General features: G+C 65.9%; 20 protein-coding genes and 3 tRNA genes. 13 read left to right on the top strand and 10 right to left on the bottom strand.

The genetic code is table 11. From position 1 onward, the window contains the following. Nucleotide 1 precedes the first annotated feature (1 nt). Nucleotides 2–733 (bottom strand): class I SAM-dependent methyltransferase, encoded by a 732-nt coding sequence (locus RPR59_RS11115; protein ID WP_313914018.1) that lies wholly within the window; start codon nucleotides 731–733, stop codon nucleotides 2–4. Nucleotides 734–839: 106 nt separating this feature from the next. Between RPR59_RS11115 and mutM the strand changes: the two genes are divergently transcribed. The 3 genes from mutM to dnaA all read left to right on the top strand — a co-directional run bounded on the left by mutM (nucleotide 840) and on the right by dnaA (nucleotide 3848). After that, nucleotides 840–1652 (top strand): bifunctional DNA-formamidopyrimidine glycosylase/DNA-(apurinic or apyrimidinic site) lyase, encoded by an 813-nt coding sequence (gene mutM / locus RPR59_RS11110; RefSeq protein WP_313914015.1) that lies wholly within the window; start codon nucleotides 840–842, stop codon nucleotides 1650–1652. A 104-nt stretch (nucleotides 1653–1756) separates the two neighbouring features. After that, nucleotides 1757–2020, top strand: a complete 264-nt coding sequence (gene rpsT / locus RPR59_RS11105) for a 30S ribosomal protein S20 (RefSeq protein WP_313914012.1) — start codon at nucleotides 1757–1759, stop codon at nucleotides 2018–2020. Nucleotides 2021–2441: 421 nt separating this feature from the next. Continuing rightward, nucleotides 2442–3848: a chromosomal replication initiator protein DnaA gene (gene dnaA, locus RPR59_RS11100; RefSeq protein WP_313914011.1), complete on the top strand. Its 1407-nt coding sequence runs from the start codon at nucleotides 2442–2444 to the stop codon at nucleotides 3846–3848. Between the two features lie 49 nt (nucleotides 3849–3897). On the opposite strand, the gene cysS is transcribed toward dnaA, so the two are convergent. The 4 genes from cysS to RPR59_RS11080 form a co-directional block, all read right to left on the bottom strand. Continuing rightward, nucleotides 3898–5379, bottom strand: a complete 1482-nt coding sequence (gene cysS / locus RPR59_RS11095; RefSeq protein ID WP_313914009.1) for a cysteine--tRNA ligase — start codon at nucleotides 5377–5379, stop codon at nucleotides 3898–3900. A gap of 18 nt (nucleotides 5380–5397) precedes the next feature. Then, the gene (locus RPR59_RS11090; RefSeq protein WP_313914007.1) at nucleotides 5398–5691 is read right to left on the bottom strand and encodes a hypothetical protein; all 294 of its coding nucleotides are present in this window, start codon (nucleotides 5689–5691) and stop codon (nucleotides 5398–5400) included. Nucleotides 5692–5964: 273 nt separating this feature from the next. After that, the gene (locus RPR59_RS11085) at nucleotides 5965–6315 is read right to left on the bottom strand and encodes a hypothetical protein (RefSeq protein WP_313914004.1); all 351 of its coding nucleotides are present in this window, start codon (nucleotides 6313–6315) and stop codon (nucleotides 5965–5967) included. Between the two features lie 224 nt (nucleotides 6316–6539). Next, a tRNA-Cys gene (locus RPR59_RS11080) sits at nucleotides 6540–6613 on the bottom strand. Between the two features lie 177 nt (nucleotides 6614–6790). On the opposite strand from RPR59_RS11080, the gene RPR59_RS11075 reads away from it, so the two are divergent. From RPR59_RS11075 to RPR59_RS11055, 5 genes are all read left to right on the top strand, one after another. After that, a complete protein-coding gene (locus tag RPR59_RS11075; protein WP_313914002.1) occupies nucleotides 6791–7456 on the top strand; it encodes a protein-L-isoaspartate O-methyltransferase family protein in 666 nt (221 codons plus the stop codon). Between the two features lie 17 nt (nucleotides 7457–7473). Then, nucleotides 7474–8982: a TolC family outer membrane protein gene (locus tag RPR59_RS11070; protein ID WP_313914000.1), complete on the top strand. Its 1509-nt coding sequence runs from the start codon at nucleotides 7474–7476 to the stop codon at nucleotides 8980–8982. A 95-nt stretch (nucleotides 8983–9077) separates the two neighbouring features. Further along, nucleotides 9078–9686, top strand: coding sequence for a DUF2497 domain-containing protein (locus RPR59_RS11065; RefSeq protein ID WP_313913998.1), 609 nt, complete (start codon nucleotides 9078–9080; stop codon nucleotides 9684–9686). 169 nt (nucleotides 9687–9855) lie between these two features. Beyond that, nucleotides 9856–12684, top strand: coding sequence for a valine--tRNA ligase (locus RPR59_RS11060; protein WP_313913996.1), 2829 nt, complete (start codon nucleotides 9856–9858; stop codon nucleotides 12682–12684). Between the two features lie 55 nt (nucleotides 12685–12739). Next, on the top strand, nucleotides 12740–14221 hold the full coding sequence (locus RPR59_RS11055) for an MATE family efflux transporter (protein ID WP_313918472.1): 1482 nt from the start codon (nucleotides 12740–12742) through the stop codon (nucleotides 14219–14221). 4 nt (nucleotides 14222–14225) lie between these two features. Here RPR59_RS11055 and RPR59_RS11050 read toward each other — a convergent pair whose 3' ends face one another. Continuing rightward, nucleotides 14226–15125, bottom strand: a complete 900-nt coding sequence (locus tag RPR59_RS11050) for a diacylglycerol/lipid kinase family protein (RefSeq protein WP_313913994.1) — start codon at nucleotides 15123–15125, stop codon at nucleotides 14226–14228. 95 nt (nucleotides 15126–15220) lie between these two features. Here RPR59_RS11050 and hemB point away from each other — a divergent pair, with 95 nt between their 5' ends. From hemB to RPR59_RS11035, 3 genes are read left to right on the top strand one after another with little or no spacing between them, the layout of a single operon-like run. Then, nucleotides 15221–16210: a porphobilinogen synthase gene (gene hemB, locus RPR59_RS11045; protein ID WP_313913993.1), complete on the top strand. Its 990-nt coding sequence runs from the start codon at nucleotides 15221–15223 to the stop codon at nucleotides 16208–16210. Continuing rightward, entirely contained in the window at nucleotides 16207–16749 is a 543-nt protein-coding gene (locus tag RPR59_RS11040; RefSeq protein WP_313913991.1) for a GNAT family N-acetyltransferase, read from the top strand. The genes hemB and RPR59_RS11040 overlap by 4 nt, the downstream gene beginning before the upstream one ends. 9 nt (nucleotides 16750–16758) lie before the next feature. Further along, complete coding sequence (locus RPR59_RS11035; protein ID WP_313913989.1) at nucleotides 16759–18981, top strand: fused MFS/spermidine synthase; 2223 nt, start codon at nucleotides 16759–16761, stop codon at nucleotides 18979–18981. 3 nt (nucleotides 18982–18984) lie between these two features. On the opposite strand, the gene RPR59_RS11030 is transcribed toward RPR59_RS11035, so the two are convergent. After that, nucleotides 18985–19500 (bottom strand): hypothetical protein, encoded by a 516-nt coding sequence (locus tag RPR59_RS11030; protein WP_313913987.1) that lies wholly within the window; start codon nucleotides 19498–19500, stop codon nucleotides 18985–18987. A gap of 81 nt (nucleotides 19501–19581) precedes the next feature. Between RPR59_RS11030 and RPR59_RS11025 the strand changes: the two genes are divergently transcribed. Both RPR59_RS11025 and RPR59_RS11020 read left to right on the top strand, forming a co-directional pair. Beyond that, nucleotides 19582–19658 (top strand) — tRNA-Arg (locus tag RPR59_RS11025). Nucleotides 19659–19754: 96 nt separating this feature from the next. Beyond that, nucleotides 19755–20474, top strand: coding sequence for an SGNH/GDSL hydrolase family protein (locus tag RPR59_RS11020; protein WP_313913986.1), 720 nt, complete (start codon nucleotides 19755–19757; stop codon nucleotides 20472–20474). Between the two features lie 445 nt (nucleotides 20475–20919). On the opposite strand, the gene RPR59_RS11015 is transcribed toward RPR59_RS11020, so the two are convergent. From RPR59_RS11015 to moaA, 3 genes are all read right to left on the bottom strand, one after another. Then, nucleotides 20920–20994 (bottom strand) — tRNA-Asn (locus RPR59_RS11015). A 75-nt stretch (nucleotides 20995–21069) separates the two neighbouring features. Continuing rightward, nucleotides 21070–21846, bottom strand: a complete 777-nt coding sequence (locus RPR59_RS11010; RefSeq protein ID WP_313913984.1) for an NAD kinase — start codon at nucleotides 21844–21846, stop codon at nucleotides 21070–21072. Continuing rightward, a complete protein-coding gene (gene moaA, locus RPR59_RS11005) occupies nucleotides 21843–22844 on the bottom strand; it encodes a GTP 3',8-cyclase MoaA (protein ID WP_313913982.1) in 1002 nt (333 codons plus the stop codon). The genes RPR59_RS11010 and moaA overlap by 4 nt, the downstream gene beginning before the upstream one ends. Nucleotides 22845–22858: the final 14 nt, after the last annotated feature.

The raw sequence follows: 22858 nt of genomic DNA, 5'->3' as shown, positions 1-22858 counted from the left end.
CTCAAATCTTCCAGCCGCTGTGAATGGCGACGAGGCCGCCCAGCATCGGTTCGGCTCTGGTCTGGACGAAGCCGGCGTCGCCGATCATCGCCTTGAACCGCTCCATGTCGGGAAAGCGTCGGATCGATTCGATCAGATAGCGATAGCTGTCCTCGTCATTCGCAAGCAGCTTGCCGAGCCTGGGCACCAGGCGGTGCGAATAGGTATCATACGCTTCCGCGAATCCGGGCCACAGGGTGGTCGAGAATTCCAGACAGAAAAAGCGGCCGCCGCGGCGCAGCACGCGGTGCGCCTCGTTGAGGGCGGCCGGAATATCAGTCACGTTCCGAATGCCGAAGGCGATGGTATAGGCGTCGAAGAAGCGGTCGGGAAAGCTCAGCGTCTCGGCATTCGCCTCGGTCCAGACCAGGCCGTCGATGCCGCGTTTCTGCGCCCGTGCCATGCCGACGTCCAGCATGTCGGGGTTGATGTCCGCGACCGTCACGGCGGCGCCCGCTTCCGCCAGACGGAATGCGATGTCGCCGGTGCCGCCGGCCATGTCGAGTATCTGGTCGCCCGGGCGCGGTTTGACCCGGCGGACGAACCGGTCCTTCCACAGGCGGTGCATGCCGCCCGACATGGCGTCGTTCATCAGGTCGTAGCGTGCCGCCACGCTGGTGAAGACCCCGCCGACCCGGCGGGTCTTCTCGTCGGGGGGGACCTCTTCATAGCCGAAGGAAACCGTCTCGCTCATGCGGCTCGCTGTAGGGCCTGTTCCGGAAAACGGCAACGCCCGGCGCGGCGCCGTTCGCGATCCGCATTGCCGTTCGGCAAGCGAGGCCCTAGCAGTCCGATCCGTCATGCCGGAATTACCCGAAGTGGAAACGACCGTCCGAGGCCTGCGGCCCGTGCTGGAGGGGCACCGGCTGACGCGCGTCGTCGTGCGGCGGCGCGACCTGCGGTGGCCGATCCCGGTCGACCTCGGCCAGCGGCTGACCGGGGCGGGTGTTACCGGCGTAGGGCGTCGGGCCAAATACGGGCTCGTCCATACCGATCGCGGCGACACCGTAATCTTCCACCTCGGCATGTCGGGGCGCTGGCGGCTCGATCCGGGCGAGGAACTGAAGCACGACCACCTCCTGCTCGAAACCGATGCCGGTCGGCGGCTCGCGCTCAACGACGCCCGGCGATTCGGATCGGTGGATATCGTCCCGACCGATGCTTTGCCGTGCTATCCCACATTCGCGGCGATGGGGCCGGAGCCGCTCGGGGAAGATTTCACGGTGCGCCACCTGATGCGCGCGCTGAAAGGGCGCAGGGCATCGATCAAGGCGCAATTGCTCGACCAGCGGATCGTTGCCGGCTTGGGCAACATCTATGTATGCGAGGCACTGAACCTGGCGCGGGTCGCGCCTTGGCGGGAGGCGGGCAGTGTGTCGCGGCAGCGGCTCGAACGGCTCGTACCGGCGGTTCGCGCGGTGCTGGAAGCGGCGATCCTGGCGGGCGGATCGACGCTGCGGGACTATGCCCGGCCCGATGGCGAACTCGGCTATTTCGCCAAGCAGTGGCGGGTCTATGGCCGCGAGGACGCGCAGTGCCCGTGCGGCGGTATCGTCCGGCGCCGTGTCGACGGCGGGCGATCCACCTTCTGGTGCCCCAGGTGCCAGCATTGAGGCGGTTGACCGTCTGCGTCCGAACCGGTAAAGGGCGCGCTTTCCCGAACGCGAGCTTCGCGTTGCGGGCGACGGTTTACGCAAAAAACAGGATTGAGAAGAGCATGGCGAACACGCCGCAGGCGAAAAAGCGTATTCGGCGCAATGAGCGTCGCGCAGCGATCAACGGTTCGCGGCTGAGCCGCATCCGTACCCAGGTCAAGAAGGTCGAGGCGGCGCTGGAAGCCGGTGACAAGGACGCGGCGAAGGCGGCGCTCCAGGCGACGCAGCCTGAACTGGCGCGCGGTGTCGCGAACGGCGTGCTGCACAAGAACACTGCTTCGCGCAAATTTTCGCGCCTGACGAAACGGGTTGCCGCACTCGGCTGAAGCCGTTCCCGGCCCAAGTCCTTAGGGTAAAACAAAAAGCCCCGCCGGGCCTTTCGGCGGGGCTTTTTCTATGGCGCCGTACCCCGCTGCGGGACCATTGGAGAAAGCACGAGTCGAGCCCGCGGCGTCGAGAATAGTGCCGGATAAGCGATTGATAAACAGCGATAATCGAAGATATTCGACGCATTTCCTACGCTGGCGGCCTGTCAACTTATATATTTCGGTTGCGTGACAGTGTGTGCTCTTGATCGACTCGTCGGCTGTTATCTACACACAACCTCCCCGGCGAGATTCTCGCTGAGGGATCAAGCGAAGCTTCGCAGTCCAGGCGGGATGTCGATTCCGGCTAGGGGACAGCTTTGTCTTTCGTTCGGAGCAGGCAGGCGGGTCGGGGTTCCGTCATGGGGAGAGGTTTGGTCGCGTGATCGGTGCAGGGCAGCAGGAGGACGAAGTCGCCAAGGTCCGGGCATGGGAGCGCGTGCGCAAGAACCTGCGTGCATCCGCCGGACAGCGGTTGTTCGAACAGTGGCTGAAGCCCATCACCCTGATCGCGGATGACGATGAGGCCGATGTCGTCCGGCTTGGCCTGCCGTCCGCCTTCATGACCAACTGGGTGCGGAATCATTACGGCGAGCGGCTGGCATTCGAATTCCGCTCCTTGCTGCCCGAAATACGACGCGTTTCGATCGAAACGCTGCGCGACACCGAGGCGCGCGTCCTGAAGGCGCCGGACGGAGCGGCGAAGGCGAACCCGGGGTCCGATCCTGTGGCGGCCAGCCCGGCGATGCCATCGGCCGCCGGCGAACGCTACCGCTTCGACCCGCGCCTGACCTTCGACCGGTTCGTGACCGGCGAGTCGAACCAGGTCGCCGCGAACGCGGCGCGCGCGCTTGCCGAGCCGGGGGCGCCGCGCTTCAGTCCGCTATACCTGCACAGTGCGACGGGGCAGGGCAAAACGCATCTGATGCACGCCATCGGCCATGCGTTTCTCGCCACCAGGCCGGATGCTACGGCGATCTACATGCCGGCCGAACGCTTCATGTTCGAATTCGTGCAGGCGCTGCGATCGCGCGACACCTTCACCTTCAAGGCCCGGTTGCGCAGCGTCGATCTGTTGATGATCGACGACCTGCAATTCATCGCCGGCAAGGATTCGACCCAGGAGGAATGCCTCCATACGGTCAACGAGTTCATGAGCGCGGGCAAACGCCTCGTCATTGCCGCCGATCGGGAGCCGCGGGCGCTGGACGGTGTGGACGGCCGGCTGGTCGGCCGGCTCGCCTCCGGCCTGGTCGCGGATATCCGACAACCCGATCGTGAGCTGCGCCGCGAAATCCTGGAACGCAAGCTGCGCGGCGTAGACGGTGCGTCCGTGCCGGACGAGGTGCTGGACCTTATCGCATCGCGCGTCACGACAAGCGTGCGCGAGCTGGAAGGCGCGCTCAACCGCATCGTCGCTTATGCGCAGTTGATCGGCGAGACCATCACCATGGATTTCGCCATCCAGACACTGGGCGAGGTCCTTCGCGGATCGCAGCGGCGCGTCACGATCGACGAGATTCAGCGCGCGGTTTCGGCCCATTTCGAGGTCGGTCAGATCGACCTGGTGTCGGCGCGTCGTGCCGTTTCCATCGCGCGGCCGCGCCAGATCGCGATGTATCTGGCCAAGCGCCTGACGACCCGCTCTCTACCCGAGATCGGGCGCAAGTTCGGCAACCGCGATCATTCCACCGTCATCCATGCCGTCCGCCGGATCGAGGATCTGCGCGGCAAGGATGTGGAGATCGACGGCGCGGTGCGCTGCCTGATGCGCGAGCTGCAGGGCTGAGGCTCGTTCCGGTCGCCTGACTTACCACGCATCCGCGCGTTTCGTCGGATCAGTCCAGCCGGATCTGCCAGTCCCAGCCCATCGGATCGCCATCCATTACGTCGACTCCGGCGGCGGTGAGTTCGTCGCGCAGGCGGTCGGAGGCGGCGAAATCCTTTGCGGCGCGCGCGTCCCGGCGGCGTTCGACACGCTGCCGAACCTCGTGTTCGCCAAGCGTGGCATTCAGCGGCTGGAGGCGGAGGTCCTCGCGCCGGAGTTCGAGCAGCGTGAGGCCGAGAAGGGCGTCGAAGGCCTGCAGCGTGCCGAGGCGTTCCTCGACCGACAGTTTCTTGTTCGCCAGCATCGCTTCAAGCACCGTCAGCGCCTTCGGCGTGTTGAGATCGTCCGAAATCGCGGCATCGAGTTCGGCGATCGCGGCCTCGTTCGGCGCGGGGAACGCGTCGCCCAGTTCGGCACGATCGCGCAGGGTCTGCACCGCCATCACCAGCCGCTTCAGGCGGGTCAGCGCGGCAAGGATGTGATCGGCGCCGAATTCCAGTTCGCTGCGATAGTGCGCCTGAAGGCAGAGCAGCCGATAGGCGAGAGGATGGATGCCTGCCTCGACCAGTGCAAACAGGGTCGAAAAGCCGCCCTTCGACTTCGACATCTTGCCCGTGCGGTCGACCAGGAAATTGTTGTGCATCCAGAAATGCGCACCGGTGAAGCCGGGCTGCATGGTTCCGCACGCGCAGAATGCCTGGTTCTGCGCGATCTCGTTGGGATGATGGATCTCGCGGTGATCGATGCCGCCGGTATGGATGTCGAACGGAAAGCCGAGATATTTCTCGCTCATCACCGAGCATTCGAGATGCCAGCCGGGCGCCCCCTTGCCCCAGGGGCTGTCCCATTCCATCTGCCGCTGTTCGCCCGGCGCGGACTTGCGCCAGATCGCGAAATCCTGCGCGTGGCGCTTGCCGGCGACGGGGTCGATCCGGCCTTCGCCCGCATCGTCGCGCGCGCCGGCGAGGCGGCCGTAATCGGGCACCGTCGTCGCGTCGAAATAAAGGCCGCTGTCGATTTCGTAGCAATGGTCGGGCGCGATGCGCTTCGCGAAGTCGATCATCTCGCCGATATGGTCGGTCGCGACCGACCAGCGGGTGGGCGCGCGGATGTTGAGCGCGGCGACATTGTCCTTGAACGCCTGTGTATAATGGGCGGCAACCTCCCATATGCTCTGCTGCTGCTTCCTGGCGGCGGCTTCCATCTTGTCGTCGCCGGCATCGGCGTCCGAGGTCAGATGGCCGACATCGGTGATGTTGATGACGTGGGTCAGCGCATAACCTTTCCACGTCAGCACGCGCGACAGCGTGTCGGTGAAGACATAGGCACGCAGGTTGCCGAGATGTGCGTAGTTGTAGACCGTCGGCCCGCAGGAATAGACGCGCACGCCCTTTTTGGGGTCGAGCGGCTCGAAGGTCTCGAGGCTGCGGGTGAGGCTGTTATAGAGGGTAAGGGGCGCGCCGGTCATGGCGCGCGCCTTAGCCTGTGCCATGCGCCGGGCGCAACGTGCTCAATCGGCTTCGCCGAGTGCGACGCGCACCATCGCGTTCCATTTGTCGGCGGCGCTGCCATCGGTGGCGTCGCCCGCCCTGGCCATGGCTTCGGTCGGTTCGCGGATGGTCCGCAGGATTTCGGCGGCGCGGGCGATCTCGTCCTGCCACGATCGGTCGCAATGCGCACTGACCGCCGCCGACATCGCAGCGCCGCGGCCGGAGCCGACCTTTTCGCACTTTTCGCTGAAATCCTGCGCGCAGATAATGCGGGCAATGCGCTCGACGGGCTGGGTGACGGCGATGTCGGTCATGGAAAGTACGCTCCTGATCGGTTCCGATTGTCCACCGTCAAACGAACGTCCCGGGTGGGGAGGCGTTCCCCATTGTGTGCGGCGAGCGGTCGACCGCGCTGAAACACCGTCCGGCCGGGCCGAGTCTGTCGAAGCCCGGTCTTTTTTCCGCGAACGACGCGACCAGAATGAGAAAGCGGCCCTTCGACAAGCTCGGGGCAAGCGGGTGAGGTCATGGTAATAACCGGGTCAGCGGTCGAGCAGCCTGCCCAGCCGCGAATGGTCGCGGCCTGCTCAGGCTGCCGGCGTCAGGCCGCTTGGTGCGGCGTCGGATCGGCGTTCGCGCATGGCGCGAAATCGCGCGAGTCCGGCGGAGGCGTGGGCGGGCAGGGCCATCGCAGCGTCGGCCCTGCGGGTTCCGAACCATTCGTTCACCGCGGCGATCGCATCCTCGGCCGATACGCGGTGCCCCTCGCATTCGATCCACAATGTGCGATCGGTCCTTGCCGCCATGGTTTTCAGGGCGCGGGCGATGATGATGAACGGCCCGGCGGCGATTTCCTCGCCACCGTCGTGGTTTCCGGCGTCGCCGTCACTTGCTTCCACGAACAGCCTGGCAATCGTATGCACCTGAGGTTCGCGCATCACCCATTCCAAATTATGCCATCAAGCATATAATATCTTGACGTAGAGAAGGTTCCGATTCCGTATTCAAGCACCAATCAACCCGATATTGGGTATAACGGCAGCGGCAGACAGGGTCGCGGCTTCCCGGTCGGGCACTCTTGCTGACGTGCCGAGGCGCGGCATCGGTCGACCAGCATCATTTTCCGCGGGCATGGGCGCTACAGTCGTGCATGTTCGGAGAATGGAGGCCCGAGCCGGAATCGAACCGGCGTGCAAGGATTTGCAGTCCTCTGCGTAACCACTCCGCCATCGGGCCGAGGCGCCGCGTCATGCGCAGCAGCCGGCGCGTCTGTCAACCACCGAGTTGCACCGCGCGGTGCGACGCCGCTTTGTCGTCCTGATCGCTTGGCTAGACGCGCGCATCGCGATAGAAGCCCAGCATCCATAAATGTGTATTGCATGGCTAACACAGTTGTGCGAACAGGGTGATGTGATGAACAACCAAGCCGATCTTTCCCGTTTCGAAAAGATGCGCCGCGCGATGGTGGCGAGCCAGCTTCGCACCAATGCGGTCGACGATGCGCGCGTGGTGCAGGCAATGGCCGTGGTGCCGCGGGAACGGTATCTGCCCGACGGTGTTCGCGAGATCGCCTATCGCGATACGCTGCTGCCGCTGGGTCGCGGCCGGCACCAGAATCTGCCGATGGCGACCGGAAGGCTGCTGACCGAGGCACGGATCGGCCGCGACGATTCGGTGCTGCTGATCGGTGCGGCCGGTGGCTATACGGCGGCGGTGATCGCGCTGCTCGCGAAATCGGTGACGGCGCTGGAGGTCGATCCCGATCTCGTCGGCCTGGCGCGCGAGGCCCTGGCCGATGTCAAGAATGTCGAGGTGGTCGAGGGCCCGCTTTGCGCCGGTTGGGCCGTCGGCCAGCCTTATGACGCGATCATCGTCGACGGCGCGGTCGAGGACCTGCCCGCCGAAATCGTCGCCCAAGCGCGTGTAGGCGCCCATATCGCGACCGGCATCGTCGATCGCGGCGTTACGCGCTTGGCGGTCGGGGAGCGCACGCAGGGCGGATTCGGGCTGTTCGACTTCGCCGATGCCGATTGCGCGATCCTTCCCGGCTTCGATCGACCCAAACGCTTTACCTTTTGACGCTCGAGAGGAGTTGCATGTCACGCCTGGCCCGTCTGATCCTCGGCACCACCGCCGTCGCCCTGACGATCGGCCCGGCTCAGGCGGATACATTGCGCGAGGCGCTGATCCGGGCGTATCGGAGCAATCCCACGATAACAGGCGCCCGCGCGGACCTGCGCGCGACGGACGAGGACGTGCCGATCGCGAAGGCCGATGGCCGGCCGAGCGTCGATACGCGGGCGGGATATACGGAAAATCTGCTACAGCCGGGAAATACCTTTACCTCGCCCGGCCGGCAGGCCACCGGCGGCGTAAGCCTCGGCATCCCGATCTATCAGGGCGGGGCGGTGGAAAACGGCGTCCGCGCGGCGGAAACGCGGGTGCTCGCCGGCCGCGCCAACCTGCGCGGGACAGAGGCGCAGCTTTTTACCGATGTGGTGGCCGCGTATATGAACGTCATCCGCGACCAGGCCGTCGTGCAACTCAACCAGCGCAACGTTCACGCCCTGGAGGTGAACCTGCAGGCGACCAAGGACCGGTTCGAGGTCGGTGACCTGACACGAACCGACGTCGCCCAGTCGGAAGCGCGCCTGGCCCAGGCGCAGGGGCAATTGCGCAGCGCCCAGGCATCGCTGATTTCCAGCCGCGAAGACTATATCGCTGTCGTCGGGGAGGAGCCGACCGATCTGCAGCCGCCGCCCGATCTTCCCAACATGCCGAACGGTCCCGCGGTCGCGGTCAACGTGGCGTTGGATGAAAATCCCAGCCTCATCGCTGCGCGGCGTTCGCGCGATGCCAGCGCCTTCGACGTGCAATCGGCGCGCGCCGGCCGGCTGCCGAAACTGAATGTCGTGGTGGGCGGCGACTATTACAATTATCTGGGTTCGCTGGGATCCGGCACCGGCGTCCAGGTGGGGCAGAGCGGCACGTCGGCCACCGTCGGCCTTGCCCTCACCATGCCGCTGTTTCAAGGGGGGCGGCCGGCGGCGCAGGTGCGCCAGGCGCAGGCTCGCGAAGGTTCGGCGATCGAGCAGGTGGCGGCGGTCGAACGCGATGTCGTCGCGCAGACGCGTTCCGCTTATGCCTCCTGGCAGGCATCGCAGTACCAGATCGAATCCTCGCGAGCGGCCGTGCGCGCCAACCGGCTTTCGCTGGAAGGGGTGCGGGCGGAAAACAGCGTCGGCACACGCACGATCCTCGACATCCTGAACGCCGAGCAGGAACTGCTCAACGCGCAGGTCGATCTCGTGACGGCGCAGCGCAATGCCTATGTCGCCGGTTTCGCGCTGCTGGCCGCGATGGGGGAGGCCGAGGCCGAGGACCTGCAACTGGACGCCGGCGGGCTGTATGATCCCACGGTCCATTACGAACGGGTCGAAGGCAAGTTCTGGGACTGGGACGATGACCCTGCGCCCGAACCCGCCGCCACCGGCACCGCCGACACCGAGCCGCAGACCGCGACTGTCACGGGCGATCTGGACGATACCCTGGCCGTCGACCCGGAAACCGGCGAGCAGAAGGCGCCGAATCCGGCCGACGATTGAGGGTGGAATGCGATGCCCCGCGGGCATTGGCCGTTGACATCGCCGATCATGTTTGCGCAGGTGACGGCGTTTAAAGGCCTGTCAAGGATGCCGTGATGGGGGACATCAGTAGCGACACGTCGATGGAAGACATTCTCGCCTCCATCAAGCGGATCATCGCCGAAGAGGGCGAACCCGGCGACAAACGCGCCGACCGGCGGCCGCGGTCGCCGTCGGCGGAGCGTGGTGACGATGCTCCGCGTGATCCGGCCGACGCGGTATTGGAACTGCGCGAAGCGGTTGCCGAGGCGATCGGGGATACGACACGCGAGCGCGTCCGCCACCAGATCGCGGCCGAAGCCGTGGAGCCCTCAAGCGACGGGCCGCAGACGTCCAGGACGCCCGAAGACCCCGCCCGCGACGGTGACGAACCGGGCGAACAACCTGCGAGCACCGGTCCGTCCACCGGCCAGCCGGAGCCTGGTGCCGGCCCCGGGGCGGAGACCATTCTTTCGACCCATGCGGCGGCTGCGAGTCGGGGTCAGCTCGAAACGCTGTCGCGCATGATCGTGAAGCCGGACCAGCCCGGTTCCGACACGCTGGAAGGGATGGTGCGCGAGATGCTGCGACCGATGCTGCGGGACTGGCTGGACGCCAACCTGCCCAGCATGGTCGAGCGGATGGTGGCGAAGGAAATTTCCCGGATCACCGAGCGGGACGGGTGAACGCCTGCGGTCGGGCGAATCATCGGGAATAATTGCCGTTTCGAACTGGTGCGCAAATCCTGTTGCCGCGCCGACCTGTCGCGGAAGCTGCAGATTCTTCCACTGGGCCGACCGCCGTCACCCGACCGAGACGCTTGCACGGGCGCGCATGTCCGCTAAGTGCTGGGGCATGAGCGAGCTGCCAAAGACCTTCGATCCCGCCGACATCGAAACCCGCTGGTATCGACACTGGGAGGAGAATGGCCTGTTCCGCCCCGCACGCGACGGGGCCGAACCCTGGACGATCGTCAATCCGCCGCCCAACGTGACGGGCAACCTGCATATCGGCCACGCGCTCGATAATAGCTTGCAGGACATCCTCGTCCGCCATGCACGGTTGCAGGGCAAGGACGCGCGCTGGGTGGTCGGCACCGACCATGCAGGCATCGCCACGCAGATGGTGGTCGAGCGCCGGCTCGGCGAGCGCGGCGAGAAACGTACCGATTTCAGCCGGGAGGACTTTGTCCGCAAGGTCTGGGAGTGGAAGGCGGAAAGCGGCGGACAGATCACCGGCCAGCTTCGCCGGCTCGGTTGTTCGATGGATTGGGCGAACGAGCGCTTCACGATGGACGAGGGCTTTTCCAGGGCCGTCCTCAAGGTGTTCGTCGACCTCTATGACGATGGGCTGATCTACCGCGACAAGCGGCTGGTGAACTGGGATCCCGGCCTCGGCACCGCGATCAGCGACCTGGAGGTCGAGACGCGCGAGGTGCAGGGCCAGTTCTGGCACTTCAAATATCCGCTGAGCGACGGCAGCGGGCACATCCATGTCGCGACCACCCGGCCGGAGACGATGCTCGCCGACATGGCCGTCGCCGTGCATCCCGAGGATGAGCGCTACACTGCGCTGGTCGGCAAAACGGTGCGCCTGCCGATCACGGGGCGCGAGATCCCGATCGTTGCCGACGAGCATGCCGATCCGGAACTCGGATCGGGCGCGGTGAAGATCACGCCGGGCCACGATTTCAACGATTTCGAAGTGGGCAAGCGCGCGGGGCTGAAGCCGGCCGAGATGCTCAACATGCTGGGCGCCGACGCAAGGGTCGTGCAGACCGCGGACGGACTGATCCCTGAGGAATTTCTCGGGCTGGACCGGTTCGAGGCGCGCAAGAAGGTGGTCCAGGCGATCGAGGCCGAAGGGCTGCTGGAACAGGTCGAGGACCGCGTCATCCAGACGCCCTATGGCGACCGCTCCGGCGCCGTTATCGAACCCTGGCTGACCGACCAATGGTATGTCGATGCCGAAACGCTCGCCAAGCCAGCGATCGAGGCGGTGCGATCGGGCCGGATCGAGATCGTGCCGAAGAGCTGGGAAAAGACCTTTTTCAACTGGATGGAGAACATCCAGCCCTGGTGCATCAGCCGCCAGCTCTGGTGGGGGCACCGAATCCCGGCGTGGTATGCCGAGGATGGCAGCATCGTCGTCGCCGAAAATGCGGAAGCCGCGCAGGCGAAGGCCGGCGAGGGCGTGACGCTCCGGCAGGACGAGGACGTGCTCGACACCTGGTTCTCGTCGGCGCTGTGGCCGTTCGCGACGATGGGCTGGCCGGAGGAATCCCCCTCCCGCTTGCGGGAGGGGTTAGGGGAGGGCGATTTTGCATCCTCCCACGGCTCAGTCCCTCCCCCGACCCCTCCCGCAAGCGGGAGGGGAGACGCCGAATGGCGCCGCCGCTATCCGGGTGACGTGCTCATTTCCGGCTTCGACATCCTGTTCTTCTGGGACGCGCGGATGATGATGCAGGGGCTGCATTTCCTGGACGATGTGCCGTTCAAAAAGCTCTACCTGCACGGTCTGGTGCGCGCCGCCGACGGTGCGAAGATGTCCAAATCCAAGGGCAACACCGTCGATCCGCTCGGCCTGATCGACAAATACGGTGCGGATGCGCTCCGGTTCTTCATGGCGGCAATGGAAAGCCAGGGCCGCGACATCAAGATGGATGAACGCCGCGTCGAGGGGTATCGCAACTTCGGCACCAAGCTGTGGAACGCGGCGCGCTTTTGCCAGGCCAACGGCATCGGTGGCAGCGCGCATGTCGAGCCGCCAAAGGCCAATTTCGCGGTCAATCGCTGGATCATCGCCGAAACGGTGCGGACGGTGCAGGAAATCGACCTGGCCTTTGCCGACCTGCGCTTCGACGGGGCGGCGAACACCATCTATCAGTTCGTCTGGAGCCGCTTCTGCGACTGGTATCTGGAACTGATCAAGCCGATCCTGCAGGGCGAGCGCGGGCTGGATTCGGAAGAGACGCGAACGGTCGCGGGCTGGGTGTTCGACCAGATCCTGGTGATGCTGCATCCGTTCATGCCGTTCATCACCGAAGAGCTGTGGCATGCGCTGGGCGAGCGGGACCACGACCTGATCGTGGCGCAGTGGCCGATCGCGGATGCGCGTGCGCTCTATCCCGAAGCACGCAAGGAGATCGACTGGCTGATCCGCCTGGTCTCCGAAATCCGCCGCACGCGCGCGGAACTGAACGTACCGCCCGGTGCGCGCACCAACATGTGGATCGAAGAGGATGTCGCCGGCGGCAGCGCAGGGCCGGTCATCACCGATCTCGAAGGGCTGATCCAGGCCAACGCGGTCTATCTCAACAGACTGGCACGACTCGACTGGGTCGAGTTCCTGCGGTCCGGAACGGTATTCGACACCGGCACGCACGAGCGGCTCGACCGGTCGGGCGTGACGCACCAGGCGGAAGGCTGCGCGACGTTCGTGCTGGACGATGTCACCTATATGCTGCCGCTCGCCGAGGTGGTCGACATCGCCGAGGAACGCGCGCGCCTGAAAAAGGGTGTGGCGATGGTGGAAAAGGAGCGGGACTCGCTCGCCGCGCGGCTCCAGAACCCGAAGTTCGTCGAACGCGCCAAGCCCGAGGCGGTCGAGAAGGCGCGCGCCGATCACGCCGACAAGGCGGCCGAGGCGGAGCGTTTGCAAGCGGCACTGTCGCGGCTGAGCTAAACTTCCCTCCCGCTTGCGGGAGGGGGCTAGGGGAGGGAGTGTGACCGGAGCGAACATGCCGACAAGGCCTCCCCCGGCTTCTCCCGCAAGCGGGAGGGGAGGAGCGCGCCGGGACCTGATCTCCGGCCCCATCGCCGGGACGCTGCTCCTGTTCGCGCTGCCGACGCTGGGGTCCAACGTCCTCCAGTCGCTGAACGGATCGATCAATGCGATCTGGGTCGGGCGCTTTCTGGGCGAGGCGGCGTTGGCGGCGACGTCGAACGCCAACATCATCATGTTCCTGATGTTCGGCGCCGTGTTCGGCTTCGGCATGGCGGCGACGATCCTGGTGGGGCAGGCCTTCGGCCGCGACGACGAGGATGCGGCACGGCGCGCTTTCGGCTCCGCGGTCGGGCTGGTCATGGGCGGCGCAGTGCTGATCGCGATCCTCGGCTGGATCCTCGCGCCGCAGATCCTGACGCTGCTCGCCACGCCCGGCGACGCCATGGCGCTGGCGCTGACCTATCTGCGCGTGATCTTTCTGGGCCTGCCGGCGATGATGCTGCTGATCCTGGTGATGATGGCGCTGCGCGGTGCGGGCGATTCGACGACGCCGCTCTGGTTCATGGGGTTGAGCGTTCTGTTCGACAGCGGCCTCAACCCGCTGCTGATCGCCGGAATCGGGCCGTTTCCGCGCATGGGGATCGCGGGGTCGGCGACTTCGACGCTGGTCGGCAATTTCGTCGCCGTCATCGGCCTCGTCTGGTTCATCTATGCCCGCGATCTGCCGCTACGCCTGCGCGGCCGCGAATGGCGCTATCTGATTCCCGATCCTGCCCTCATCCGCACGATTCTGACCAAGGGCCTGCCGATGGGCACGCAGATGATCGTCATGTCGACCGCGGGGCTCACCATGGTCGGGCTGGTCAATCGCGAAGGGGTGGAGACGGTCGCCGCTTACGGCGTCACGCAACAGGTGTGGACCTATATCCAGATGCCCGCACTCGCCATCGGTGCGGCGGTCAGTGCGATGGCGGCGCAGAATATCGGTGCCGGCCGGTGGGACCGGGTGGGCCGCATCACGCGATCCGGCGTGCTCACCAATCTGGCGCTGACGGGTGCGATGGTGGCGCTGATCACGTTGTTCGACCGTCCGGTCCTGGGCATCTTCCTGACCGGCGACAGCCCGGCATTGCCGATCGCTGAGCATGTCTCGCTGGTCGCGAGCTGGGGCTTCATCCTGTTCGGCGTGACGATGGTGCTGTTTTCGACCGTCCGGGCGAACGGCGCGGTGATGGCGCCGCTCGGGATCCTGTTCGTGGCGCTGTATCCGGTGCGGATCGGCTTCGCCTATGCGTTGCTGCCGAGTTGGGGCGCGGACGCCCTGTGGTGGAGCTTCCCGCTGGGATCGGCGGCGACGATGGTGATGGCGATTTTCTATTACCGGTTCGGGAAATGGCGGGAGATCCACCTCGCGCCGCGGCTGGAAGAGGCGGAATGCGAGGAGCGGTCGCACGCCGATGCGGAGCCCGCCGGGATGTTCAAGCCGACGGGATAGGGCGTCAGTCGGAATCCCGCTGCGTCGTACCTGGCGCCATCACCTCGATAACGCCGGCGGCGATACGGGCGGTGACGGGAGTCCTGGCCAGGACTTCGCCGTCGATGGAGATGGGAAGAGGCGGCTCGGTACGCAGCTTCAACGAGGTGCCGCGGAAATCGATGACGTCGTCGGTCCGCGCCGGAAGGCGCAGGACGCTTGCGCCCCAGTTCTTCAACAGGCGGCGTCTGAAATGCCCCTGCACCGCCTCGACGATAATGGTGCCGCTGTCGACTTCGGCGCAATCCACCAGTTCGGTGCCGCCGTGGAAGGGGCCGTTGGAGATGCGGACCTCCACTGCTTGGACGCGGCGTTCGTGCTCACCCTCGCCGACGACGACGGTGAAGGACTTGAACTTGGCGAATTGCAGCGTCGCCCAGGCGAGATAGCCGACGCGGCCGAGATAGCGCTTCAGCCGGTCGGGCACCGTCTCCGCGATCTTGGGCGAAAGGCCTATAGCGGCGCAATTGGCGAAATAGTCGTCGTCGATCATGCCCAGGTCGATGCGGCGGGGCTCGCCCTCGGCGATCACGCGGATGGCCCCTTCGATGTCCAGCGGAATTCCCATGCTGCGCACGAAGCTGTTGGCCGTGCCGAAGGGGAGGACACCCAGGACGACGTCCCGGCCGACTAGCTTATCGACCAGACCGCTGATCGTGCCGTCGCCGCCGCCCAGAATGACGAGGTCGGGTTCATGCTCCAGCACTGCCTCCAACGTGCTTTCCAGCTCCCCGGGATCGCGCACCGCGCGGGCGTCGACCGGAAAGGGCAGGTCCTTCATCGCGCTGCAGGCCTGTTTGAACAGGTCGCGCCCGCGCCGGGACTTGGCATTGACGATCATGGCGGCGGATCGGATCGGATACATCGCTTCGTACAACGTCCGAAACGGTTTCGGGTCCCCATGTCGTCCGTCGCGCGGTGCCTTGCGCAGTCACCTGGGTTGGCGCACAACCCGCGGCCATGACCGCAAGCTTTCCCGCCCTCCGCCTACGCCGTACCCGCGCCGCCGACTGGAGCCGGCGCATGGTTGCGGAAAACGTGCTGACATCGGCCGACCTGATCTGGCCCATGTTCGTGAGCGTTGGTGACGCCGAGGAGCCGGTCGCGAGCCTGCCCGGCGTTTCGCGCTGGCCCATTTCCGGCATCGTGGACCGCGCGCGCGAGGCGCGCTCGCTCGGTATTCCCTGCATCGCGCTGTTCCCCAATACGCCGCACGATCTGCGCAGCGAGGACGGGCGCGAGGCATACAACGCCGATAATCTGATGTGCCGCGCCATCCGGGCGATCAAGGACGCCGTACCGGACGTGGGCGTGCTGACCGACGTCGCGCTCGATCCCTATACGACCCACGGCCACGATGGGCTGGTGGACGCGCAAGGCTATGTCCTGAACGATGCGACGAGCGAGGTGCTGGTCCGTCAGGCACTGGCGCAGGCGGAGGCCGGCGCCGACATCATCGCGCCCAGCGACATGATGGACGGCCGCGTCGGCGCGATTCGCGGCGCGCTGGAGGAAGGCGGTTTCTTCAACGTCCAGATCATGGCCTATGCAGCGAAATATGCGAGCGCCTTTTACGGGCCGTTCCGCGAGGCCGTGGGCAGTCGCGGGCTGCTCCAGGGCGACAAGAAGACCTATCAGATGGATCCGGCCAATGCCGAGGAAGCCTTGCGCGAAGTGTCGCTCGACCTGGCCGAGGGCGCGGACAGCGTGATGGTGAAGCCGGGGCTTTCCTATCTCGACATCGTTCTGCGGGTGAAGCGCGCGTTCGAGGTGCCGGTCTTCGCCTATCAGGTGTCGGGCGAATATGCGATGATCGAGGCGGCAGTGGCAGCCGGCGCGGGCGATCGCGACGGCTTGGTCCTGGAAACGCTGATGGCGTTCAAGCGCGCCGGCTGCTCGGGCGTGCTGACCTATCATGCGGCACATGCGGCGCGGTTGCTGAACGCGTGATCGAAACCGAACGCCTGCTCCTGCGCGTTCCCCAGGCGGGCGATTTCGCCGCGCTGGCCGCAATGTGGGCGGATCCTGCGGTGATGGCGGACCTCGCGCCCGTGAAGACTGCGGAGGAAAGCCGCGAGACGCTTGCCCGCCACGATGGCTATCGCGACCGGGGGCTGGGCTTTCTGGTCGTGGCAAAGCGCCGCGGGGGCGCCGTGATCGGTTTCGCCGGCCTGAAGCCGGGCGCGGAGGGCACGCCCATCGATGGCGAGATCGAGGCTGGCTGGATGCTGGCGCGCGATCACTGGGCGCGCGGCTATGCGATCGAGGCGATGCAGGCGGTGTTGGCCGATGGCTGGCGGCGGTTCCCGGCGGAACGGATCGTCGCCATCACCGCCGCGTGCAACCAGCGCAGCCTGGGGCTGATGCGGCGGCTCGGCATGCAGGAATTGCCCGGCGGCGGTTTCGAGCACCCGAAATATCCGGTCGGCGACGATCGGCGAAGCACCGTCACCTATGTCCTGCCGCGTCCGCGTGCCGACATCGCCTGAGACCCCAATATGACGGTGACCAACCACCCGAACGCGCGCGGCTGGACGCCGCTGTTCGTGGTCACGGTGCTGCTGGGGTCGTTCCTGCTGTTCCTGGTGCAGCCGATGGTCGCGCGCATGGCGCTGCCACGGCTGGGCGGCGCGCCGGCGGTGTGGAATTCGGCCATGCTGGTTTATCAGGCGCTGCTGCTCGCCGGTTATGCCTATGCCCATTGGCTGCGTCGCTGGTCGCCGCGGCGACAGGCGGTGACCCATCTCCTGGTATTGGCGGCGGCGGCCCTCTGGCTGCCGATCGGGCTGATGCAGGGCCGACTGCCCGAGGGCGTGGAGCCTGCATTCTGGGTCCCGTGGCTGCTCGGCATCTCGATCGGGCCGCTATTCTTCGCCGTGGCGGCGCAGGCGCCGCTGGTACAGCGCTGGTATGCCAGCGCATCGGGCGGGCGCGATCCCTATGCCCTCTATGCCGCATCCAATCTCGGCAGCTTCGCCGGCCTGATCGCCTATCCACTGCTGGCGGAGCCGGGGCTGACCCTGTCGGGGCAAAGCCTGATGTGGACGCTGGGCTATATCGCGCTCGGCGGGCTGGTCGCGCTGATCGCATGGCGCGTGCCGAACCCGCGGCGGCACCACGATCCCGTGGCGCGCTCCGCACCGGAGGGCTGGCGCCGCCGCGCGACGTGGATCGCCTACGCCTTTGTCCCTTCCGGCCTGATGCTGGCGACGACGACCTTCATCACCACGGACATCGTCGCCGCGCCGCTCCTATGGGTCATGCCGCTCGGCCTCTATCTGCTCAGCTTCACCATCGCCTTCGCCACCGGCCGATCGACGGCGGAGTTCATCACCCATTTCGCGCCGATGGTCCTGCTCGTCTTCGGCGGTGTGATGATGGCCGGGCACGAGCAATATCCGTTTCTCAACGTCGCCATGGCGCTCATGCTGCTGTTCGTGGCTGCGGTGGCGCTGCACAGCCGCCTGTACGACCTGCGCCCCGCGCCGGACCGGCTGACGGGATTCTACCTCGCGATGGCGGTGGGCGGCGCTCTGGGGGGCGTGTTCGCCGGATTGATCGCGCCCATCCTGTTCGACTGGACCTACGAGTATCCGTTGCTGATCCTGGCCGCCGGCCTGTTGGCCCCGCAATATCCGCTGATCCCACAGATCGGGCGGCTGTGGGAGCTATGGCCCTGGCATCCGCGATCGGCCGCATTCACTTTGGCGCTGCTCGCCGGCGGGATCGTGGCGGCGTCGCTCTTCCTGTCGGAGCCGGGACGCCGCGGACCGGACAGCATGGCATTCCTTTTGCTGATGCCGATCGGCGTGCTGGCGATCGGGCGGCGCTGGCTGTTTCTGTTCATGCTGGCCGGCGCGCTCCTGCTGTTCGGCGGCTATCGCGCGCTCGTCTATTCGGCCGAGGGCGCGCGGACCCGCAGCTATTTCGGCGTCTATACCGTCGGGGTCGAAGGCGACACGATGGTGCTCGCCAACGGCACGACTCTGCACGGGATGCAGCTTCTGGGCCCGCCCGAGCGCCAGCGCATGCCGACAAGCTATTATGCGCGCGGCTCCGGCGTCGGCCGGGCGATGTTGTCGCTCGATGCGCTCTACGGCGCACATGCCCGTGTCGGCGTCGTCGGACTGGGGGCGGGGACGCTTGCCTGCTATGCACGGCCGGGCCAGCACTGGCGGTTCTTCGAAATCGATCCGAACGTGGTCGAGATCGCCCGCGATTCCGGCGCCTTCACTTTCCTCCGCAACTGCCTGCCGCGCGTTCCGATCACGATCGGCGATGCCCGGCTGTCGCTGGAGAATCGGCCGGCCGACAGCCTCGACCTGCTGGTGCTCGACGCCTTTTCGTCCGACGCCGTACCCATCCACCTGATGACGCAGCAGGCGTTCGCTACCTATGGCAGGGTGCTGGCGCCGGACGGCCTCTTGCTCGTCCATATCTCCAATCGCTTTCTGCGGCTGGAACCGGTGGTTGCCGGTGCGGCGCGGGCGGGCGGCTGGTATGTCCGGGAACTCGATTATACACCGCGCGCCGATGTGCCCGCAGACACGGTGTCGGACTGGATCGCGATGACGCGCAGTGAAACGGTGATGCGTCGCCTGATGGATCGTGGCGGGGATTGGCGGCCGCTAGACGCCGGCGAGGGTGCGGTACGCTGGACCGACGGCCACGCCGCGATCGTGCCGCTGCTGCGCGTGCTCGACAGTGATGGCGGCGGGTAGGGCTCAGCCGCCGTCGGCCGGCTCCAGCATCGCGTCGATCTCCGCCAGTTGCGCCGCGGCGGCCGAGTCGGCCTGCCGCGCCTCGTCGATCGCGACCGTAAGCGCCGGATAAGGCTGCTGGCCCGCCCCGGCGCGGTCGATCGCGAGCTGTTCCAGATCGGCGAGCGGCCACAGCAACGCGCCGCGCCGGGCATCGAGCGTCGCCAGGGCCGCCTGGCCGGCAATCCAGGCACCCGAACCGTTTTCGGCGCCGCGCGCGGCGAGAACGGCCGGCCGTTCCCGCCGCATCGCCTCGTCAAAGGCGTTCGCCGCACTTCGGACCTGGTCGGCCAGGGCAGCGACCTGCCGGTCGAGCGCCTCGTCCTTCACCACGGGTTCGAGCGACGCCGCATCGGACCCGGCCGCATCGTCGGCTGCCGATTCGACCGCCCGCGGCCGCAGCGAAGGATAATCGCCGCGATCGGCCGCGCAGGCGCCGAGACACAGGCAGATGGCGGAGATTGCTGGGATAGGACGCATGGTTTCGCTCTATGGTGTGGAAAAAGGTTGCGCAACGGGGTTGCGTCGACAGGAAAGCCCTTCTATTTCGCCTCCCACTGCGCGCCCGTAGCTCAGCTGGATAGAGCACCAGACTACGAATCTGGGGGTCAGAGGTTCGAATCCTTTCGGGCGCGCCATTTCCGAACAAAAGAGAGAACATTGGCTGGTATTGGCCGAGTCTCCGCTGATGCTCGCAATCCGAAAACCTATCTGTTTCCGTCGCCAAATCGGCGATGCTTCGAGCTGATATCTGGCGCTCGGGCGGGGCGTTGACCGCCGCCGATCTCGTCGCCGGCTATCGCAGTCTGATCGGCAAGGCGCACGCCAAGGGCATTCGCGTCATCGGCGCGACCCTGACGCCGGGCTGGGGATCGAAATATCTGCGGCGCGAGATGGCAAAGGTGCGCCAGGAAACCAATGAAGAAGATACGGCGCATACCGAGCAGACGATTGCCTTCTACGTCGCACGAATAGGCCATTATCTGGGTGACGGCGTCAATCCGATGCACGACAGTATTCATTGCGAAGGCTGGTTCGGACCCAATCCGCACGCCTATACGCGCGACCACGCGCTCCACGGCCGGTTTGAATCGCAATTCGTCGATGCGATTGGTTTGTCGGCCTCGGACGTGATCGGGAAGATCGGAGCACCAGCGCACCAGCAAGGCGACATTTTTGAGGCCGTGCTCGCCTATCTCCAAGGCAATGCCGATAAGGTCGAGACGATCTTTCAGCTCGACCCGCGCGGCGCATTCGCCGACGGCAGCGATGAAGAGGCGCGCGGCTTCGTCTATGATCGGATCGCCGGCGGCGCAGCGATGCTGCGGGACCTTCTCTATCGCGCCTGGCGGGAAAGCGCCTCGCACGGGCAAGGCGCACACCGCCCGCAAGACCCCGACGCGCCGGGATATAATCCGGCTACCGGCACCGCACCGGCACCCCTGGATAGCTGAACCTAGCCGAGAAGCGCGCCTGCCCAGCGGCAATTTGGTGGTTCGGGGTCCCCAACGCCGGTGTGACCGCTTTCAGAGCCGGGAGCCGCGCATGGACGGACAAGTTGAGACGCCCAATCGCCGTTCATGGGTCTGCGCACGCTACCTCCGCCGAACTCGCGATTGATATCTCCGGGCTTTTTGACCATCCGCGTTACGCCAAATCACTCCTGAAGGCGCATTATAGATTGCGCTGATGCCGTCCAGACGGCAGTTCATGGCAGGAGAACGCTATCGGATGCAGCGATGATAAAGGAGAAGGCGCAAGCCAGGTGCGCTAAGCTACACCCAGGTCTGACCCGCTGCTCCAATCGAGGGCAACGGAGTGCTTCAATTCAGCGCAGATAATAGAAGTGGCGGTGAAATCGCATCACGATTTCGGCGATCGTCTCGCTTTGTGAGACGGTGGCTCCCCGGGCCGGATTCGAACCAGCGACCGATCGGTTAACAGCCGATTGCTCTACCACTGAGCTACCGGGGAATGCCTGGGCTGCCAAGGCGGCTCGCCTTGCGAGAGGCGCGCCTATAGCAGCGGATTTGATCGCTTTGCAAGCGCTCACGCAATGAATTGTTCCATCGTGATGCGATCGTCCAGCGCGTGTTCGGGATCGAACAAAAGCGTGAGATCGCGCAGATGGTCGATTTCGATATCGACCTGCGCGACGTCGCGGATTTCGCGCTGATCGGCGACCGCGCTGACGGGGCGTTTGTCCGGCTCCAGCACCCGGATCGCGATCTTCGCCCGCTCCGGCAGGATCGCGCCGCGCCAGCGCCGGGGGCGGAAGGGGCTGATCGGCGTCAGAGCCAGAAGCTTCGATCCCAGCGGCAGGATCGGGCCGTTGGCCGAAAGGTTGTAGGCGGTCGACCCGGCGGGCGTCGCCGCGAGCACGCCGTCGCAGATCAGCTCGTTCAGGACGATCCGGTCGTTGACCATCACCTCCAGCTTGGCCGTCTGCCGCGTTTCGCGCAGCAGCGATACCTCGTTGATCGCCGGCAGTTGCAGGCGTTCCCCGTCGATGGTCTGCGCGCGCATCACCAGTGGACTAACCTTGAACGGCTTGGCCCGCGCCAGGCGCTGCTCCAGTCCCTCAGGCCGCCAGTCGTTCATCAGAAAGCCGATCGTGCCCAGGTTCATGCCGAATACCGGCAGGATTCGACGCTTTTCCAGCATTTCGTGCAGCGTCTGCAGCATGAATCCGTCGCCGCCCAGGGCGACGATCATGTCGGCTTCCTCCACCGGCACCCAGTCGAGGCTGTCGCGAAGTTCCTGCGCGGCGACCTGGGCTGGCTTGGCGCCGGACGCGACGAGGGCGCGCTTGGCCGGAACCGTCATCCGCCGGTGACGCTCATGTGGCGCGCGACGGCGGGCGCGGCATCGCGCTCGATGCGGAAATCGTGGCGCGCGGGCTTGTTGCTCAGCGCGTGATCGATGGCCGCGTCCACCGCCGCCGCGCCGCCCTCGCGCAGGGCGGTCTTCAGGTCGACCTGGTCGTCATGGCCCAGGCACATATAGAGCTTGCCCTCGGTGGTGAGGCGAACGCGATTGCATCCGTCGCAGAAATTGGCGGTCAATGGCGAGATCAGGCCGAGCCGGATATCGCTGCCGTCCACCGACCAATAGCGCGCCGGGCCGCCCGAGGCGTGGCCGGAGCGGGTGAGATCGAACTGCCCCTGCAGATCCTCGAACACCTGCGTCAGCGGCAGGAACCGATCGACCCGATCCTCGTCGATCGCGCCCAGCGGCATGGTTTCAATCAGGGTGAAGTCGTAGCCCTCGTCCATGCACCAGCGCAGCATGGGCGCGATCTCGGCATCGTTCAGCCCCTTGAGCGCGACCATGTTGATCTTGACCGCGATCCCGGCATCGCGGGCGGCGCGGATGCCGGTGAGCACCTGGTCGATGTCGCCGTGCCGGGTGATGAAGCGAAAGGTTTCCGGATCGCGACTGTCGAGGCTGACATTGATCCGCCTGATGCCCGCTGCTCGCAACGCTTCGGCATGCGGCGCCAGGCGATTGGCGTTGGTCGTCATCGTCAGTTCGTCGAGGCCACCGCCGTCCAGATGGCTGCCGAGCCAGGCGGCAAGTTCGGCGATGTCGCGGCGTACCAGCGGCTCGCCGCCCGTCAGGCGGATCTTGCGTACCCCCCGGGCAATGAAGCGTTCGGCGAGCTGCGCAATCTCTTCGAGCGAAAGAACCCGGTCGCGCGGCAGGAAGGTCATGTGCTCGGCCATGCAATAGCGGCAGCGCAGGTCGCATCGGTCCGTCACCGAAATGCGCAGATAGGAGATCATTCGACCGTGCCGGTCGATCAGGGAAGGAGCGCTCGCCATATTGCAGAGCTAAG

The organism is Stakelama saccharophila (genome assembly GCF_032229225.1).
Taxonomy (GTDB): domain Bacteria; phylum Pseudomonadota; class Alphaproteobacteria; order Sphingomonadales; family Sphingomonadaceae; genus Sphingomonas; species Sphingomonas saccharophila.
Note: the sequence above shows the minus strand (reverse complement) of the source record. Positions and strands in the feature narration are given on the sequence as shown.